This window comes from Enterobacter sp. C3_dUdeg, from assembly GCF_057536195.1.
The window spans coordinates 1-17,087 of the sequence record NZ_BAAKFX010000004.1; the positions used below are offsets into that span (position 1 = coordinate 1).

The 17,087-nt window shown below is 58.1% G+C and carries 13 protein-coding genes and 1 tRNA gene; 6 read left to right on the forward strand and 8 right to left on the reverse strand.

Annotated features, from left to right (window positions below; all coding sequences use genetic code 11):
- Positions 1 to 388: 388 nt before the first annotated feature.
- Entirely contained in the window at positions 389 to 1,294 is a 906-nt protein-coding gene (locus tag AC27FC_RS12085; RefSeq protein ID WP_487160222.1) for a LysR family transcriptional regulator, read from the reverse strand.
- 109 nt (positions 1,295 to 1,403) lie between these two features.
- Between AC27FC_RS12085 and AC27FC_RS12090 the strand changes: the two genes are divergently transcribed.
- From AC27FC_RS12090 to AC27FC_RS12100, 3 genes are all read left to right on the forward strand, one after another.
- Positions 1,404 to 2,264: a pirin family protein gene (locus AC27FC_RS12090; RefSeq protein ID WP_196354610.1), complete on the forward strand. Its 861-nt coding sequence runs from the start codon at positions 1,404 to 1,406 to the stop codon at positions 2,262 to 2,264.
- A gap of 21 nt (positions 2,265 to 2,285) precedes the next feature.
- Entirely contained in the window at positions 2,286 to 2,963 is a 678-nt protein-coding gene (locus tag AC27FC_RS12095) for an isochorismatase family protein (RefSeq protein WP_025755865.1), read from the forward strand.
- A 137-nt stretch (positions 2,964 to 3,100) separates the two neighbouring features.
- Positions 3,101 to 3,188 (forward strand) — tRNA-Ser (locus AC27FC_RS12100).
- Between the two features lie 221 nt (positions 3,189 to 3,409).
- Here AC27FC_RS12100 and phoH read toward each other — a convergent pair.
- The 4 genes from phoH to efeU form a co-directional block, all read right to left on the reverse strand.
- The gene (gene phoH / locus AC27FC_RS12105; RefSeq protein WP_008503509.1) at positions 3,410 to 4,198 is read right to left on the reverse strand and encodes a phosphate starvation-inducible protein PhoH; all 789 of its coding nucleotides are present in this window, start codon (positions 4,196 to 4,198) and stop codon (positions 3,410 to 3,412) included.
- A 500-nt stretch (positions 4,199 to 4,698) separates the two neighbouring features.
- On the reverse strand, positions 4,699 to 5,982 hold the full coding sequence (gene efeB / locus AC27FC_RS12110) for an iron uptake transporter deferrochelatase/peroxidase subunit (RefSeq protein ID WP_094934943.1): 1,284 nt from the start codon (positions 5,980 to 5,982) through the stop codon (positions 4,699 to 4,701).
- A 5-nt stretch (positions 5,983 to 5,987) separates the two neighbouring features.
- Positions 5,988 to 7,115, reverse strand: a complete 1,128-nt coding sequence (gene efeO / locus AC27FC_RS12115; protein WP_094934942.1) for an iron uptake system protein EfeO — start codon at positions 7,113 to 7,115, stop codon at positions 5,988 to 5,990.
- 40 nt (positions 7,116 to 7,155) lie between these two features.
- Positions 7,156 to 7,989, reverse strand: a complete 834-nt coding sequence (gene efeU / locus AC27FC_RS12120) for an iron uptake transporter permease EfeU (RefSeq protein WP_033145172.1) — start codon at positions 7,987 to 7,989, stop codon at positions 7,156 to 7,158.
- 251 nt (positions 7,990 to 8,240) lie between these two features.
- On the opposite strand from efeU, the gene AC27FC_RS12125 reads away from it, so the two are divergent.
- Positions 8,241 to 9,425: a NupC/NupG family nucleoside CNT transporter gene (locus AC27FC_RS12125; protein WP_029740188.1), complete on the forward strand. Its 1,185-nt coding sequence runs from the start codon at positions 8,241 to 8,243 to the stop codon at positions 9,423 to 9,425.
- A 70-nt stretch (positions 9,426 to 9,495) separates the two neighbouring features.
- Here AC27FC_RS12125 and AC27FC_RS12130 read toward each other — a convergent pair whose 3' ends face one another.
- On the reverse strand, positions 9,496 to 9,915 hold the full coding sequence (locus AC27FC_RS12130; RefSeq protein WP_028019107.1) for a DUF3574 domain-containing protein: 420 nt from the start codon (positions 9,913 to 9,915) through the stop codon (positions 9,496 to 9,498).
- Positions 9,916 to 10,031: 116 nt separating this feature from the next.
- A complete protein-coding gene (putP, locus tag AC27FC_RS12135) occupies positions 10,032 to 11,540 on the reverse strand; it encodes a sodium/proline symporter PutP (protein ID WP_039261698.1) in 1,509 nt (502 codons plus the stop codon).
- 422 nt (positions 11,541 to 11,962) lie between these two features.
- Between putP and putA the strand changes: the two genes are divergently transcribed.
- Together putA and AC27FC_RS12145 are read left to right on the forward strand one after the other, a co-directional pair.
- Complete coding sequence (gene putA, locus AC27FC_RS12140; protein WP_232959936.1) at positions 11,963 to 15,925, forward strand: trifunctional transcriptional regulator/proline dehydrogenase/L-glutamate gamma-semialdehyde dehydrogenase; 3,963 nt, start codon at positions 11,963 to 11,965, stop codon at positions 15,923 to 15,925.
- A gap of 51 nt (positions 15,926 to 15,976) precedes the next feature.
- Complete coding sequence (locus AC27FC_RS12145; RefSeq protein WP_094934940.1) at positions 15,977 to 16,369, forward strand: lysozyme inhibitor LprI family protein; 393 nt, start codon at positions 15,977 to 15,979, stop codon at positions 16,367 to 16,369.
- A 73-nt stretch (positions 16,370 to 16,442) separates the two neighbouring features.
- On the opposite strand, the gene rutR is transcribed toward AC27FC_RS12145, so the two are convergent.
- Complete coding sequence (gene rutR / locus AC27FC_RS12150) at positions 16,443 to 17,081, reverse strand: HTH-type transcriptional regulator RutR (RefSeq protein WP_023311087.1); 639 nt, start codon at positions 17,079 to 17,081, stop codon at positions 16,443 to 16,445.
- Between the last annotated feature and the right edge of the window lie 6 nt (positions 17,082 to 17,087).

The following is a 17,087-nucleotide window of genomic DNA, read 5'->3' on the forward strand; positions in this document are numbered from 1 at the left end:
GACAGACTGAGAGCGTAGCGAACAGGCTGCCCGCAGGGCGAGCGAAGCGAGTCAATCCCCCCCTCACCGCCATATTTAAAGAAGAGCTCGCATGAAAATGCGGGCTTTTCTTTCGCATATTGCATGCCTGCGGGGGATGAGAATCCCCGACCGGGGTTCGACAACTGCCGACGGCCAGTTGGACAGACTGAGAGCGCAGCGAACAGGCTGCCCGCACAAAAACGCCGGGAGCATTTTTGAACAACGCCTGCGTTGGCCCAAAGGGGCGAGGCCCATGGATGGGCCGAGTAACCGCGAGCGAAGCGAGTCAATCCCCCCCGGCGCTATATGCAGCTCGGTGCGGCCTGAGCCCCTCACCCTGCCCCTCTCCCCAGGGGAGAGGGAAGTGTTACTCTTCCACCATCCGCGCATACTCTTCGGTCAGAAAATCCACCAGCGTCCTGACGGACGGCAGCAGGCCGCGCCGCGAAGGATAAACCGCGTGAATCACTTCCCGTCGGGGTTCCCACGCATCCAGCACCCGTACCAGTTCCCCCGTCGCCAGCTGGTCCTTGACCATCAAAATCGGCAGCTGCACCACGCCGATGCCTGCCATGGCAGCTTCACGTAGCGCCAGCATGTCGGTGGTGATCAATCGAGGATGGTAATGGATCTCCGCTTTGGCACCTCCGGGACCGGACAGCTCCCATTTATGAATATGTTTCCCCTCGTTCATGCTTAACCCGGGCCAGGCACTGAGTTCAGACGGCACGACGGGTTCTCCCATGCGTTGAATCAACGCCGGACCCGCGACCAGACAATGTCCCCTGTCAGCCAGCACCCTTAATACCAGATCGCTGTCATCAAACGGATGCGGGCGAACGCGGATCGCGATATCAACCCCCTCTCCCACCAGGTCTACCCGCCGGTTGGTCGCCTCAAGCTGAAGATTAATCCCGGGGTAGCGCGCCATAAATCTGGCCAGCATCGGACCCACGTGGACATGCAACAGAGTTATCGGGCACGTAATCCTGACAACACCGCGCGGTTCAGCCTGCAGTGCCGCCACGGCTTCCTCCGCGGCCTCGGCCTCCACCATCATCGCTTTACAGTGCTGGTAGAAGGTCTGCCCGACCTCGGTCACCGTAAACTGTCGGGTTGTTCGGTGGATAAGCCGCACGCCAAGGCGTTCTTCCAGCTGCGCTATCCGGCGGCTTAGCCTGGACTTTGGCAGATCAAGCGCCCTTCCCGCCGCCGCAAAGCCGCCGTAGTCCACCACCTTTACAAACCAGACGAAGTCATTGAGATCCTGCATAAATCCTCATCGTTCCATTTTCAGAACAGTGAATGCCATTTTCACTATCTACCGGAGTATTAACTCTGAATATAAGCTAATTACATCAACAGAACATCAGGAGTTAATCATGAAAAACGTAACAGGCGTTTATACCGCTCCCCGCCAGCACTGGGTTGGCGATGGTTTCCCGGTCCGTTCGATGTTTTCTTACCAAACCCACGGCGAGCCGCTGAGCCCGTTCCTGCTGCTGGACTACGCGGGCCCGTACACCTTTCCGGCAGATGGGGCGAAACGCGGCGTAGGCCAACACCCTCACCGGGGTTTTGAAACGGTCACCATCGTCTATTCCGGTGAAGTAGAGCATCGCGACTCCACGGGCAAAGGCGGCGTCATTGGCCCCGGCGACGTGCAGTGGATGACGGCAGGTGCAGGCATTTTGCACGAGGAGTTCCACTCCAGCGCGTTCTCGCAGAAAGGCGGAGAACTGAAAATGATGCAGCTTTGGGTCAACCTGCCGGCCAAAGACAAGATGGCGGCACCCGGCTACCAGAGCATTACCAAGGATGCGATCCCGGTCGTGACGCTACCGGATAACAGCGGTTCGCTGCGGGTTATTGCCGGTCGCTACGAGGCTGTAACCGGCCCGGCGCACACCTTCTCACCGCTCAACGTCTGGGACATCGCGCTGAACCTGGGAAGCCATCTGACGCTCAATCAGCCCGAAGGCTGGAGCACCGCGCTGGTCGTGCTTGAAGGCAACACCACGGTGAACGGTACAACGCAGGCGGGTGAAGCCCAGCTGGTCGTTTTGAGTCAGGAAGGCGACAAACTGCACCTGGAGGCGAACAGCGATGCCAAAGTGCTGCTGATGGCCGGCGAGCCGCTGAATGAACCCATCGTGGGCTATGGCCCGTTTGTGATGAACAGTAAAAGCGAAATCAACGAAGCCATTCGTGATTTTAACTCCGGCCGCTTCGGCCAGATCTGAAATTAATAAAAGGAGAAGATAATGTCTACACCTGCGAATTTTAATGGCGCACGTCCGGTTATTGATGTGAACGATGCGGTGATGTTGCTTATCGATCACCAGAGCGGTCTGTTCCAGACCGTTGGGGATATGCCAATGCCGGAACTGCGTGCCCGTGCGGCTGCGCTGGCAAAAATCGCGACTCTGGCGAAGATCCCTGTGATCACCACCGCGTCCGTCCCGCAGGGACCGAACGGACCGCTTATCCCGGAGATCCACGCCAACGCGCCGCATGCGCAGTATGTTGCCCGTAAAGGCGAGATCAACGCCTGGGATAACCCGGAGTTTGTTGCTGCGGTGAAAGCGACCGGGCGCAAGACGCTGATTATCGCGGGCACTATCACCAGCGTCTGCATGGCCTTCCCGTCAATCAGCGCGGTGGCGGACGGCTATAAGGTGTTTGCGGTGATTGATGCCTCCGGCACCTACAGCAAAATGGCGCAGGAGATCACCCTGGCGCGCGTGGTGCAGGCCGGTGTGGTTCCGATGGATACGGCGGCGGTGGCCTCTGAGATCCAGAGAACCTGGAACCGTGAGGACGCAGCCGAGTGGGCTGAGGTGTATACCCACATATTCCCGGCTTACCAGCTGCTGATCGAAAGCTACGGCAAAGCACAGGAAGTAGTTAAAAACAGCGAAGTGCTCGATTCACAGCGTTAATTACCCGTGCTGCGACAAGAGCTGATTAAGGCTTAACCGAACGAGCACGAATACAGAAAATCTGCTTGACCGTGTTAGCGCAACTCCCTATAGTAGCGCCCCGTTGCCCCCCAAGCGGTCAGGCAGCAAAAAAATATGGTGAGGTGTCCGAGTGGCTGAAGGAGCACGCCTGGAAAGTGTGTATACGGCAACGTATCGGGGGTTCGAATCCCCCCCTCACCGCCATATTCGAGATGAGAGCTCGTACGAAAGTACGGGCTTTTTTCTTTTATATTCTCCGAAAGGGGGGATTCGAACCTTGAAACTCCCTGCGCTCTTTATGCCTGGTGGCGCTGCGCTTACCAGGCCTACGGGTATTGTAGGTCGGGTAAGCGCAGCGCCACCCGACAACATGCCTGCACATAAAACAAAGCCCGGTTTCCCGGGCCTTGAACGCAACTGCACACTCAGTAATACGCTTGTAGCGTGCGCTGGCAAAGCGCCGAGCGCACGCAGTCATCTTTGGTGAAGCGTACCACCCCAATCATCTCATCTTCCTCAAAACGCGACATCGCGTCGCTCAGTCCGGATTTCACGCCGGATGGCAGGTCACACTGGGTAATATCGCCGTTAACGATAACCGTCACGTTCTCCCCGAGGCGCGTTAAAAACATCTTCATTTGCGCAGCGGTCACGTTCTGAGCCTCGTCAAGAATGACGACCGCATTTTCAAATGTACGTCCGCGCATATAGGCGAACGGCGCGATTTCCACCTTGCCAATCTCTGGTCGCAGGCAGTACTGCATAAAGGATGCACCCAGTCGCTTCACCAGCACGTCATAGACGGGCCTGAAGTACGGAGCAAACTTCTCCGAAATATCTCCGGGCAGGAAGCCGAGATCTTCATCAGCCTGCAGTACAGGACGGGTAACAATAATGCGCTCCACATCCTTATGAATCAGCGCTTCCGCCGCTTTGGCTGCACTGATCCAGGTTTTCCCGCATCCGGCTTCACCGGTTGCAAAGATGAGCTGTTTACTCTCGATAGCATTCAGGTAGTGCGCCTGAGCCTCATTGCGCGCCACAATTGGAGAATTATCACGGCTGTCTCGGGCCATGCCAATTGCTTCTACGCCACTCATCTGCACAAGCGAGGTGACCGATTCTTCTTCACGCTGTTTATGGCTACGTGAATCCCGTCTCAGCACACGTTTTGCTTCGCGACGAGCTTTGATCACTGCTTTTTGTCTTCCCATGGATAGCACCTTGAGTTGTTGGTATTCATCACACGCGCCAGCTTCGGCACGATTATGCGCACGAACATCAGAGGGTTGGCTTCCTTGTAAGCCATTGCTTGCTTTATCGGATAACGATACGGAACAGCTACGCGCACCGTTCTGCACGTCGGTCGAATCAGATTCTTGAGGAAGGGGGGAGAATTTAGTGGTGAGGAAATCGCTGCCGGAGTCTGAGCCTCCGCGCCGGGTGCTGCGGTTGTTATGTTTACCTTGTCCAGTACAGGACGCAACCATTCGCGATCTCCATAGTGATTCAGCATCACTGCCGGGAACTACCGCTGTCTTATCTTAAGTACATCAGGAGTTATCATAAATGCAACATTTATTTTACCTGAATGCAACTTTTAAGACTGTCCCTACAGGTGAAATCAGTCTCATATAGAAATATTACAGAAATATAACAGGAGGATAGTCATATGAAAAAATAATGTCCCCGCGAACGGTTGCGGGGACAATTATCAGGCTTCAATAAGACCTTGAGCGAGGTACGCGTTCCGATCGCGCACGCCCGGCAGGGCAAAGAAATAGCCGCCGCCGATAGGCTTAATGTACTCTTCCAGCGCTTCGCCGTTGAGCCGCTTCTGCACGGTCAGGAAGCCTTTCTCCAGATCGTGCTGATAGCAGACGAACAGCAGCCCCATATCAAGCTGTCCGGCGTTGGTCACGCCGAGCGAATAGCTGTAGCCACGACGCATCATCAGGCTGGACTGCGTCTCTTTGGTGCGCGGATTAGCCAGACGAATGTGGCTGTCCAACGCGATGGTATCGCCATTGGGATCGCTGGCGTAGTCGGGCACGTCATGCTCGTTCTTCATGCCAAGCGGCGCGCCGCTTTGCTTATCGCGACCAAAGATCGTTTGCTGTTCTTTCAGCGGCGTACGGTCCCAGAACTCCACGTGGAACTGGATAATCCGCACCGCCTGATAGCTGCCGCCCACCGCCCACGCCGGTTCGCCCTGATCGGCAGTGACCCACACCACCTCCTTCATGAGCGCACCATCGTGGCTGTCAGGGTTGGCCGTACCGTCCTTAAAGCCCAGCAGGTTCACCGGCGTCTCTTTCCCTTTACTGCGGGCGGCGTGGTCCGAGATAAACCCTTCCCGCTTCCAGCGCACGCTCAGCAGATCCGGCGTGTGCTTGATGATATCGCGCAGGGCGTGGATCACCGTGTCCTGAGTATTGGCGCAAATCTGCAGGAGCAGGTCGCCATGACATAGCGCCGCGTCCAGGGAGTCATTCGGGAAACGCGTCATTTTCTGCAGCGCTTTCGGCTTCTGTTTTGCCAGCCCATAGCGCGCGTCAAAGAGCGACTCACCGAGCGAAACGGTAATGGTCAGGTTATCCGGGGCGATAAACGACCCCAGAATGCCGGAGTCCATTGGCGGCAGACGCGGGTTCGGCGTATCGGGTGCCGGTCCGCCGGCGGTGAGAAACGCGATGCGCGTCGTCAGCAGGCGGAACAGGCGCTCCAGATCGGCTTTATCGCTGGCCAGCGAATCAAAGGCCACCAGCATCATGGACGCCTGCTGCGGCGTCAGGATGCCCGACTGATGCTCGCCATAAAACGGCTGCGTCTCCATGCGGGCATTGGGTGACAGCGTGCCGGGCGCGCTCTGCGGTTTCGCCGCATGCGCTACCGGACAGCCACCGGCCAGAGCAAGAGCGCCCCCCAGCGCCCCTACTCCTTTTAACAATCGACGACGTGAAGGCTCAACCACATCGTTATCGCTATGCTTATTCATCGTGCTTAGTCCAGACCCAGTACGCCGCGCAGCAGAGAGAGATCTTCCGCCAGGGCGGTAATCGGGCCTTTCAGCGCGTTACGGTCGGCATCGGTCAGCTTGTCGTAGGTTTCAAACCCGTCTTTGGTACGATACTTCGCCAGAATGGTGTCGACTTTTTTGAAGTTGGCATCCACTTTGGCCAGCAGTTCGCCGTTCTCTTTCTGCAGCTGAGGACGCAGCAGGTTAACAATTTTCTGCGCGCCGTCGACGTTGGCCTGGAAGTCCCACAGATCGGTATGGCTGTAGCGATCTTCTTCGCCGCTGATTTTGCTCGCGGCCACTTCTTCAATCAGACCAGCCGCGCCGCCCACCACTTTTGACGGCGGGAAGGCCAGCTCGCTGATGCGCTTTTGCAGCTCCAGCACGTCGCCGTTCAGCTGCTCGGCGTATTTCTCCATCCCTTTGGTAGAGTTGACGCCAAACAGGGCTTTCTCCAGACGGTGGAAACCGGTGAATTTCGGATCGGCGGCTTTCTGCTCGTAATCATCTTCGCGGGCATCAATGCTGCCATCAAGGTCAGAGAACAGTTCGGCAATCGGCTCGATGCGCTCGTAGTGCTGACGGGTTGGCGCATACAGGGATTTCGCTTTTTCGATGTCACCGGCCTTCACCGCATCGGTAAAGGCTTTGGTTGCCGCCGCCAGGTCCGCCGTCTCTTTCGTGACGTAGGCTTTATACGCCGTAATCGCGTCGCCCAGGCTCAGCACCGCAGCACCTTTCGCCGCATCGGCCGTCGCTTCACCTTTGACGATCAGCTTCCCTTTAGGGTTGGTCAGCAGACCGCAGGTCATCTCATACTCGCCCGGCTGCAGGTTGGCGGTCATCTTCTGGCTGAAGCCAGGGGCGATGTTTTCACGCTCCTCCACCACCAGAACCCCTTTCAGAATCTCCCACTCCAGCGCCTTCTGGCTGTGGTTCTGAATAATGAACTGGGTTTTGCCGCTGTTCACCGTGAGGGTCATCGGCTCACACTGCTTATCATTAACGGTGACTTTAACCTGAGGTACATCCGCGCCCCAGGCGGAGAATGCAGAAGCGAACAGCGCGGCAATGCCTGCGCATAACGCACTACGACGGAACTGAATTGCCATGACTCTTCCCTTTAAAAGTATGTTGTAACTAAAACAAAAATTATGGCGTAACGCGCGACGCCTGCGTGCCGGTACGCGGCGGCATTGCGAACAGCACCAGCGCCGGAACCAGATAAATAAAGTACATCGCCACTTCGCTGACGCTCGGCGTTTCCTGATAGCCGAAGATACCTTCGAGCAGGGTGCCGGTCAGAGAGTGCGTGGAGAGCACGTTGCTGAGATCGAACGCCACGTCCTGGAAATGGTTCCACAGGCCCGCCTCGTGGAAGGCGCGAATCGCCCCTGCCGCCAGCCCAGCCGCCACCAGCAGAATAAACAGGCTGGTCCACTTGAAGAAGGCGCCCAGGTTCAGGCGAATACCGCCCCAGTAGAGCAGAAAGCCCAGCACAACGGCGGTTGCCAGCCCGAGCATCGCGCCAACCGGCGGCCAGATACCGACATCCTGCTGAAACGCCGCCAGCAGGAAGAAAACGGACTCCAGGCCTTCACGCGCGACGGCAAAAAAGACCATCATGATCAGCGCCCAGCCGTGGTTATTGCCCTTTTGCAGCGCGTTATCCACCGCCTGCTCCAGCTGCACCTTCACGTTACGGGAGACTTTACGCATCCAGAACACCATCCAGGTCAGGATCACCACCGCAATTACGGCGACGATCCCCTCAAACAGCTCCTGCTCTTTCTGCGGGAACTCCCCGGTGGTTTCGTTGATGAGGATACCGAGGCCCAGACAAAGTGCCGCGGCAAGGAATACCCCGACCCACATGACGCCAATCCAGCGTCCGCGCTGGGTTCGCTTCAGATAGCTGGCGATGAGGCTCACGATAAGGGCAGCTTCAAGCCCTTCACGTAACATAATGAGAAATGGAACAAACATGCCGACACCTTAAATGTTTATCGCGGTCAACTGATGCAAAGAAAGGTAAATTCTTGTGATAGTGATTATCATTACGGCGAAAAGAAACACAAGCGAAATGTGTGGTGTTTTGATGACGAGTTGTAAACGCCGAGTCTGGTAATAGTTACATACGTTACGTTCAGGTTTATAAGTTATAACGAAAATGCCCATTTACGCTGGTACGGGGCTGTGGCTAAATATCCGCCTCAAACACCTGGTGAAAATTAATTATGTTTAAAATTGTCCATTTCCTGCTGGCGCTGGTCATTATTCTCGCGCTTGCCTGGCTGGTAAGTTTCGACCGCCGAAAAATTCGCATTCGTTATGTTTTACAGCTGATTGTTATTGAAATTGCGCTGGCGTTCTTTTTCCTGCACGCCGAAAGCGGGTTATTCCTGATTAAATATGTTTCCGGCTTCTTTGAGTCACTGCTGAAATTTGCTTCGGAAGGGACCAATTTCGTCTTTGGCGGAATGGGGGAAAAAGGGCTGGCGTTCATTTTCCTCGGCGTGCTTTGCCCAATTATTTTTATTTCCGCGCTGATTGGTATTCTTCAGCACTGGCGGATCCTGCCGATTTTTATTCGGGTCATCGGCACGCTGCTGTCAAAACTGAACGGTATGGGCAAGCTGGAATCCTTTAACGCGGTGAGCTCGCTGATCCTCGGCCAGTCGGAAAACTTCATTGCCTACAAAGGCGTGCTGGGCGATCTCTCCTCTCGTCGTCTCTTCACCATGGCGGCCACGGCCATGTCGACGGTCTCCCTGTCGATTGTCGGCGCCTATATGACCATGCTCGACGCCAAATTTGTCGTCGCGGCGCTGATTCTGAACATGTTCAGCACCTTTATTATTCTCTCCGTCATCAACCCGGCGCGCCCGGAAGCGGAGCCGGATATCAAGCTGGAAAAACTGCATGAATCGCAGAGCTTCTTCGAAATGCTCGGCGAGTATATTCTGGCCGGTTTTAAGGTGGCGATGATTATTCTGGCCATGCTGATCGGCTTTATCGCGCTTATTAGCGCCGTTAACGCCCTCTTCTCCAGCGTATTTGGCATGAGCTTCCAGCAGATCCTGGGCTATGTATTTTACCCCCTGGCGTGGCTGGTGGGTATTCCGCTGAGCGATGCCTTAAATGCGGGCAGTATTATGGCGACCAAGCTGGTGGCGAATGAATTTGTGGCGATGATTGAGCTGCAAAAAATCGCGCATCAGATGTCCCCGCGCGGGCTGGGCATTTTATCCGTCTTCCTGGTGTCCTTCGCGAACTTCGCGTCCATCGGCATTGTGGCCGGGGCGATTAAGGGCCTTAACGAGCAGCAGGGGAACGTGGTGTCGCGGTTTGGTCTGCGTCTGGTGTACGGCGCGACGCTGGTGAGCCTGCTGTCGGCGAGCTTTGCGGGGTTGGTGCTCTGATGCAATACCGGGTGGCGCTTCGCTTACCCGGCCTACAAAACAACAACGGCGGGATTTCCCGCCGTTTTTATTAGAACTGCACGCACACCGGCTGGTCGACGCGCATCACCGACTCCTGCGCGAAGCGTGATTTATAAATCCCGCGTAACGCTTCGATGTTCTTCTCGCTCTGCGCATCCTTACCGTGGATCAGCATCAGCGCTTTGCTGGGTTCACGCGCCACTTTCCCGTCGTTCCCCAGCCACTGCCCGCGCGCGTCAAACACCGTTAAGCCATCGCGGAAACGCGGCGTCACGTCCTGGTCAACAAACTGCTGCCACTCGTTGCTGGTGATTTGCGCCCCGGCAGGACGATTTAAGCCGAAATAGAGCGTGGTTTGCTGCATCTGGTTATCCGCTTTGCAGGTCTCTACAGCCGCGTGTTGCGATGGCGCCGTGCAGCCAGCGAGCATCAATAGTGCCGCTGCCATTACCCCTGTTTTGATTGTCATGCTTCGCTATCCTCATTGTTATAAGCACATGGATATCACAGGAAATTGCGGATTTTGGCAAGAAAAAAGCCGGGTGCGCTTGCGCTCACCCGGCCTGCATTGTGCTGCGAGAAAAATTATTCTGCCTGGAGCTTAGACGGCGGCGCAGTGTGGTAATGCGCGTCGGCTTCAGCAAAGCGTTTCTGCATGGAGGCAGACGGGGCTTTACCCAGCAGGCTGAACACCACGATGCCGATGCTGCCGAAGATGAAGCCCGGAATGATTTCGTACAGGCCCAGCCACGCGAACTGTTTCCAGACGATAACGGTCAGCGCACCGATAATCATCCCCGCCAGCGCGCCGTTACGGGTCATACGTGACCACATGACGGAGAACAGCACGACCGGACCAAACGCGGCGCCAAAGCCCGCCCACGCGTAGCTCACGAGGCCCAGCACGCGGTTTTCCGGATTGGCCGCCAGCGCGATGGCAATCAGCGCCACCAGCAGCACCATAAAGCGCCCTACCCACACCAGCTCTTTCTGGCTCGCATTTTTACGCAGGAAGGCTTTGTAAAGGTCTTCGGTGATCGCACTGGAGCAAACCAGCAGCTGGCAGCTCAGGGTGGACATCACCGCCGCCAGGATTGCGGAGAGCAGAATACCGGCAATCCACGGGTTAAACAGAATTTGCGCCAGCTCGATGAACACGCGCTCGGCGTTCTGGTTGACCGCGCCCGCCTGCGCCGGGTTGTTGTTGAAGTACGCGATGCCGAAGAAGCCGACCGCACACGCCCCTGCCAGACACAGGATCATCCACGTCATGCTGATGCGACGGGCATGAACGATGGTGTGGTGGGAATCCGCCGCCATAAAGCGCGCCAGGATATGCGGCTGACCGAAGTAGCCCAGACCCCAGCCCATCAGCGAGACGATGGCCACGAAGTTCAGCCCTTTCAGCATGTCGACGTTTTCGATGCTCTTCTGCTTGATCACTTCCAGCGATTCGCCAAAGCCGCCAACGGTGAAAATCACAATCACCGGAGTCAGGATCAGGGCGAAGATCATCAGGCTCGCCTGCACGGTGTCGGTCCAGCTTACCGCCAGGAATCCGCCCACGAAGGTATAGAGGATGGTCGCCGCCGCACCGGCCCACAGGGCAGTTTCGTAGCTCATGCCGAAGGTGCTTTCGAACAGACGCGCGCCGGCCACGATGCCGGAGGCACAGTAGATGGTGAAGAACAGCAGGATAACTACCGCAGAGATAATGCGCAGGATGCGGCTGTTATCTTCAAAACGTCCGGTGAAGTAATCCGGCAGCGTCAGGGCGTTGTTGTTGGCCTCGGTATGCACGCGCAGACGGCCTGCCACCAGCTTCCAGTTGATCCATGCGCCGACGGTCAGGCCGATGGCGATCCAGCTTTCCGAGATACCGGAGATAAAAATCGCGCCGGGCAGCCCCATCAGCAGCCAGCCGCTCATGTCGGAGGCGCCCGCAGAGAGTGCGGTCACCATCGGGCCTAAACTGCGTCCGCCCAGAATGTAGTCGTCAAAGTTCTTTGTAGAACGCCACGCCAAAAACCCTATCAGGATCATGCCAAAAATATAAACGAGAAATGTCACCAGCATCGGTGTGCTAATAGCCATTCAAATTCTCCAAAATGTCGAGCGACAACCATCCGGGCTGCCTTGTTATATGATCACCGGAACGAGGTGAATGTATCTTGTGTTTCGGTTGGGCGCGCTATCCTGCCGTATGCGCCTTCCGCTGACAAACGATTTAACACTGCATTTACATCAATTTCATCCCCGGTTTGATACGAGTTTCCTATAGGTTGCACTCGCTCACGCTTTTACGGGTTGCACCTTTGAAAAGTGTTAACCACCGCATAAAACCAGGCTTCCCGCACAAAAGCCAGCGCGTTTTTACAGCTAACCATTCGTTAACAATCCATTCATTTTCCGGGTTGCAAACCAGGTCACATTTAACACGGTTGCACAAAGTTGCAACATGGTGGATATTTCACGCTATCAACAGAACGCTATTACAGAACAACAGGAGCTTTGGCATGGGTATGACCACCATGGGGGTTAAGCTGGATGACGCTACCCGCGAACGGATTAAGACCGCAGCAACCCGCATTGACCGCACGCCGCACTGGTTAATTAAGCAGGCGATTTTTAACTATCTCGAAAGACTTGAGAGCGATGAGGGTCTGCCGGAGCTGCCTGCCCTACTGGCCGGCGCGGCGAACGAAAGCGAGGAGGCTCCAGCCGCTGGCGACGAGAACCATCAGCCGTTCCTCGAATTTGCCGAGCAGATCCTGCCGCAGTCCGTCAGCCGTGCCGCCATTACCGGCGCCTACCGCCGTGCCGAAACCGACGCCGTGCCGATGCTGCTGGAGCAGGCTCGCCTGCCGGAAGCCATTGCCGCACAGGCGCACAGCCTGGCGTATCAGTTAGCCGACAAGCTGCGCAACCAGAAAACCGCCACCGGCCGCGCCGGGATGGTTCAGGGTCTGCTGCAGGAGTTTTCCCTCTCGTCTCAGGAAGGCGTGGCGCTGATGTGCCTCGCGGAAGCGCTGCTGCGTATTCCGGATAAAGCCACCCGCGACGCGCTGATCCGCGACAAGATCAGCAACGGTAACTGGCATTCACACATTGGCCGCAGCCCGTCGCTGTTCGTCAATGCCGCCACCTGGGGCCTGCTGTTTACCGGCAAACTGGTCTCCACCCATAACGAAGCCAACCTCTCCCGCTCCCTGAACCGCATCATCGGCAAGAGCGGCGAGCCGCTGATCCGCAAAGGCGTGGACATGGCGATGCGCCTGATGGGCGAGCAGTTTGTGACCGGGGAAACCATTGCCGAAGCGCTGGCGAACGCCCGCAAGCTGGAAGATAAAGGTTTCCGCTACTCGTACGACATGCTGGGCGAAGCGGCCCTGACCGCCGCCGACGCGCAGGCCTACATGGTCTCTTACCAGCAGGCGATCCACGCCATCGGTAAAGCGTCCAACGGTCGCGGTATTTATGAAGGCCCGGGCATCTCCATTAAGCTCTCCGCCCTGCACCCGCGCTACAGCCGCGCGCAGTACGACCGGGTGATGGAAGAACTCTACCCGCGCCTGAAGTCCCTGACCCTGCTGGCGCGCCAGTATGACATCGGCATTAACATCGACGCCGAAGAGGCCGACCGTCTGGAGATCTCCCTCGATCTGCTGGAAAAACTGTGCTTCGAGCCGGAGCTGGCAGGCTGGAACGGTATTGGCTTCGTTATCCAGGCCTACCAGAAGCGCTGCCCGTTCGTCATTGATTACCTGATTGACCTGGCAAGCCGCAGCCGCCGTCGCCTGATGATCCGTCTGGTAAAAGGCGCCTACTGGGACAGCGAAATCAAACGCGCCCAGATGGAAGGGCTGGAAGGCTATCCGGTCTATACCCGCAAGGTTTACACCGACGTCTCTTACCTCGCCTGTGCGAAAAAGCTGCTCGGCGTGCCGAACCTGATCTATCCACAGTTCGCTACCCACAACGCCCACACCCTGGCGGCGATCTACAGCCTGGCCGGGCAAAACTACTATCCGGGCCAGTACGAGTTCCAGTGCCTGCACGGCATGGGTGAACCGCTGTACGAGCAGGTCACCGGTAAAGTGGCGGACGGCAAGCTGAACCGCCCGTGCCGAATCTATGCTCCGGTGGGAACGCACGAAACCCTGCTGGCGTACCTGGTGCGTCGTCTGCTGGAAAACGGCGCGAACACCTCCTTCGTTAATCGCATCGCCGACACCACGCTGCCGCTGGACGAACTGGTGGCCGACCCGGTGCAGGCCGTTGAGAAGATGGCGGCGCAGGAAGGCCAGGTTGGCCTGCCGCATCCGAAGATTGCCCTGCCGCGCGAGCTGTACGGCAAAGGCCGCGTCAACTCGGCGGGTCTGGATCTCGCCAACGAACACCGTCTGGCGTCCCTCTCCTCTGCCCTGCTCAACAGCGCGCTGCAGAAGTGGCAGGCCAAACCGATGCTGGAGCAGCCCGTTGCAGACGGCGAAATGCAGCCGGTGATCAACCCGGCCGAGCCGAAGGATATCGTCGGCCACGCGCGTGAAGCGACCGAAGCGGAAGTGGATCAGGCGCTGGACAGCGCGGTGAACAACGCCCCTATCTGGTTTGCCACGCCGCCGCAGGAGCGCGCCGCGATTCTGGAGCGCGCGGCGGTGCTGATGGAAGATCAGATGCAGTCGCTCATCGGCATTCTGGTGCGCGAGGCGGGTAAAACCTTCAGCAACGCGATTGCCGAAGTGCGCGAGGCCGTCGACTTCCTGCACTACTACGCCGGTCAGGTGCGCGATGATTTCGATAACGAAACCCACCGTCCGCTGGGTCCGGTCGTCTGTATCAGCCCGTGGAACTTCCCGCTGGCGATCTTCACCGGCCAGATTGCCGCCGCGCTGGCCGCAGGCAACAGCGTGCTGGCAAAACCGGCAGAGCAGACCCCGCTGATTGCCGCGCAGGGCATCAATATTCTTCTGGAAGCCGGCGTGCCGGCGGGCGTGGTTCAGCTGCTGCCGGGCCGCGGTGAAACCGTCGGTGCCAAACTGACCTCCGACAACCGCGTGCGCGGCGTGATGTTCACCGGTTCGACCGAAGTGGCGTCACTGCTGCAGCGCAATATTGCCACCCGTCTGGATGCGCAGGGCCGCCCTACGCCGCTCATCGCGGAAACCGGCGGGATGAACGCCATGATCGTAGACTCCTCTGCCCTTACCGAGCAGGTGGTGGTCGACGTGCTGGCCTCCGCGTTCGACAGCGCCGGTCAGCGCTGCTCCGCCCTGCGCGTGCTGTGCCTGCAGGACGACGTGGCGGACCACACGCTGAAGATGCTGCGCGGCGCGATGGCCGAATGCCGCATGGGCAACCCGGGCCGTCTCACTACCGATATCGGGCCGGTGATCGACGCGGAAGCCAAAGCCAACATCGAAAACCACATTCAGACCATGCGCGCGAAAGGCCGCCCGGTGTTCCAGGCGGTGCGCGAGAACAGCGAAGATGCCCGCGAATGGCGGACCGGCACCTTTGTGCCGCCAACGCTGATTGAGCTGGCAAGCTTCGACGAGCTGAAAAAAGAGGTCTTCGGCCCGGTGCTGCACGTGGTGCGCTACAACCGTAACAACCTGAACGAGCTGGTTGAGCAGATCAACGCCTCCGGCTATGGCCTGACGCTCGGCGTGCATACCCGTATCGACGAGACTATCGCGCAGGTCACCGGCAGCGCCAAAGTGGGCAACCTGTACGTTAACCGCAACATGGTTGGCGCGGTCGTGGGCGTACAGCCGTTCGGCGGCGAAGGCCTTTCCGGCACCGGTCCGAAAGCGGGCGGTCCGCTCTACCTGTACCGCCTGCTGGCGAACCGTCCGGAGAACGCCCTGGGCGTCACCCTGGCACGCCAGGATGCGGACTATCCGGTGGATGCGCAGCTGAAAACCGTGCTGACCCAGCCGCTGGAGGCGCTCATTACATGGGCAGAAAAACGTCCTGAACTGCGTGCCGTCGCGAAGCAGTACGGTGAGCTGGCGCAGGCGGGCACGCAGCGTCTGCTGCCGGGGCCAACCGGCGAGCGCAACACCTGGACGCTGATGCCGCGCGAGCGCGTGCTGTGCGTGGCCGATAACGAGCAGGACGCGCTGGTGCAGCTGGCCGCCGCCATGGCAACCGGCTGTGAAGTGCTGTGGCCGGAAGATGCCCTGCATCGCGATCTCGCCAAACAGCTGCCGAAGGCGGTCTCGGCCCGCATTCGCTTCGCGAAAGCCGATAACCTGCTGACCCAGCCGTTTGATGCGGTGATCTACCACGGTGATTCCGATCAGCTGCGCGAACTGTGCGAGCAGGTTGCGGCCCGCAGCGGCGCCATCGTTTCCGTGCAGGGCTTTGCGCGCGGGGAAACCAACCTGCTGCTGGAGCGTCTGTACGTGGAGCGCTCGCTCAGCGTCAACACCGCGGCGGCAGGCGGTAACGCCAGCCTGATGACAATAGGCTAACGCTGTGTTAATAAGGCTCCGGAGACGGAGCCTTATTTTTTTGGGGAGTATATGAAACGATATCTTATCGCCAGTGCGGCACTGCTGCTGAGCGCCAGCGCGCTGGCCGACGAGTGCGACAAAGCGACCACCCAGCTTGAGCTGAATACCTGTAGCGCGCAGCAGTACCAGGCTGCCGACAAAAAGCTCAACCAGACCTATCAGGCCGCCGTCAAGCGTGCGGAAGCCCCTCAGCGCGAGCTGCTGAAAAAGGCGCAGCAGGCCTGGATTGCCCTGCGCGACGCGGACTGTGCGTTTATCGGTTCGGGGACGGAAGGCGGCAGCGTTCAGCCGATGATCGTGAATCAGTGCCTGGCGGAGAAAACCGTGGAGCGCGAGGCGTTTCTGGCCTCGCTGATGCAGTGTGAAGAGGGCGACTTAAGCTGCCCTCTCCCGCCGGGCTGAGGGATCCCCACAAAATAATACCTGCACGGACGGCCCCCTCTCCCTTGAGGGAGAGGGCTGGGGTGAGGGGAAACTAGCGCAGGCGGATCCCTTCGATAATCATCCGCTGCACGTTTTCCAGGGTGCTGTGGAAAAACGCCTCGTCCTGGAGCGTTTTACCGGTCACCGCCTCAACCTGGGCCGCAAAGTCAGCGTAATGCTGGGTGGAGGCCCAGATCATAAAGATCAGATGATGCGGGTCGACCGGGGCCAGTTTTCCGCTGGCGACCCATCCGGCAATAATGGCCGACTTATCGTCCACCAGCTGCTTTAAATCTCCGGTTAATTCCGCCTGCAGCAGCGGCGCGCCCTGCAGCATCTCAAGACAAAACAGTCGCGACGCCTGCGGGTAATCGCGCGACACCTCCAGCTTCAGGCGAATGTACTCTTTGATCGCCACCAGCGGGGCCAGCTCCGCGCGGAACGCTTTGAGGGGCGCCAGCCAGATATCGAGGATCTGCTGCATCACCGCCACATAGAGCGCCTCTTTCGACGGGTAATAGTAAAGCAGATTGGTTTTGGATACGCCGGACTGCTCCGCCACCTGCTCCAGGCGCGTGCCGTGAATACCAAACTGCGAAAAAGTCTCCAGAGCCGCGCTGAGGATCGCCTGCTTCTTGGCGCTCACCGCCTGCGAACGTTTACCTGGAGTTTTCACTGCGCCTTGTGTCATTCCCGC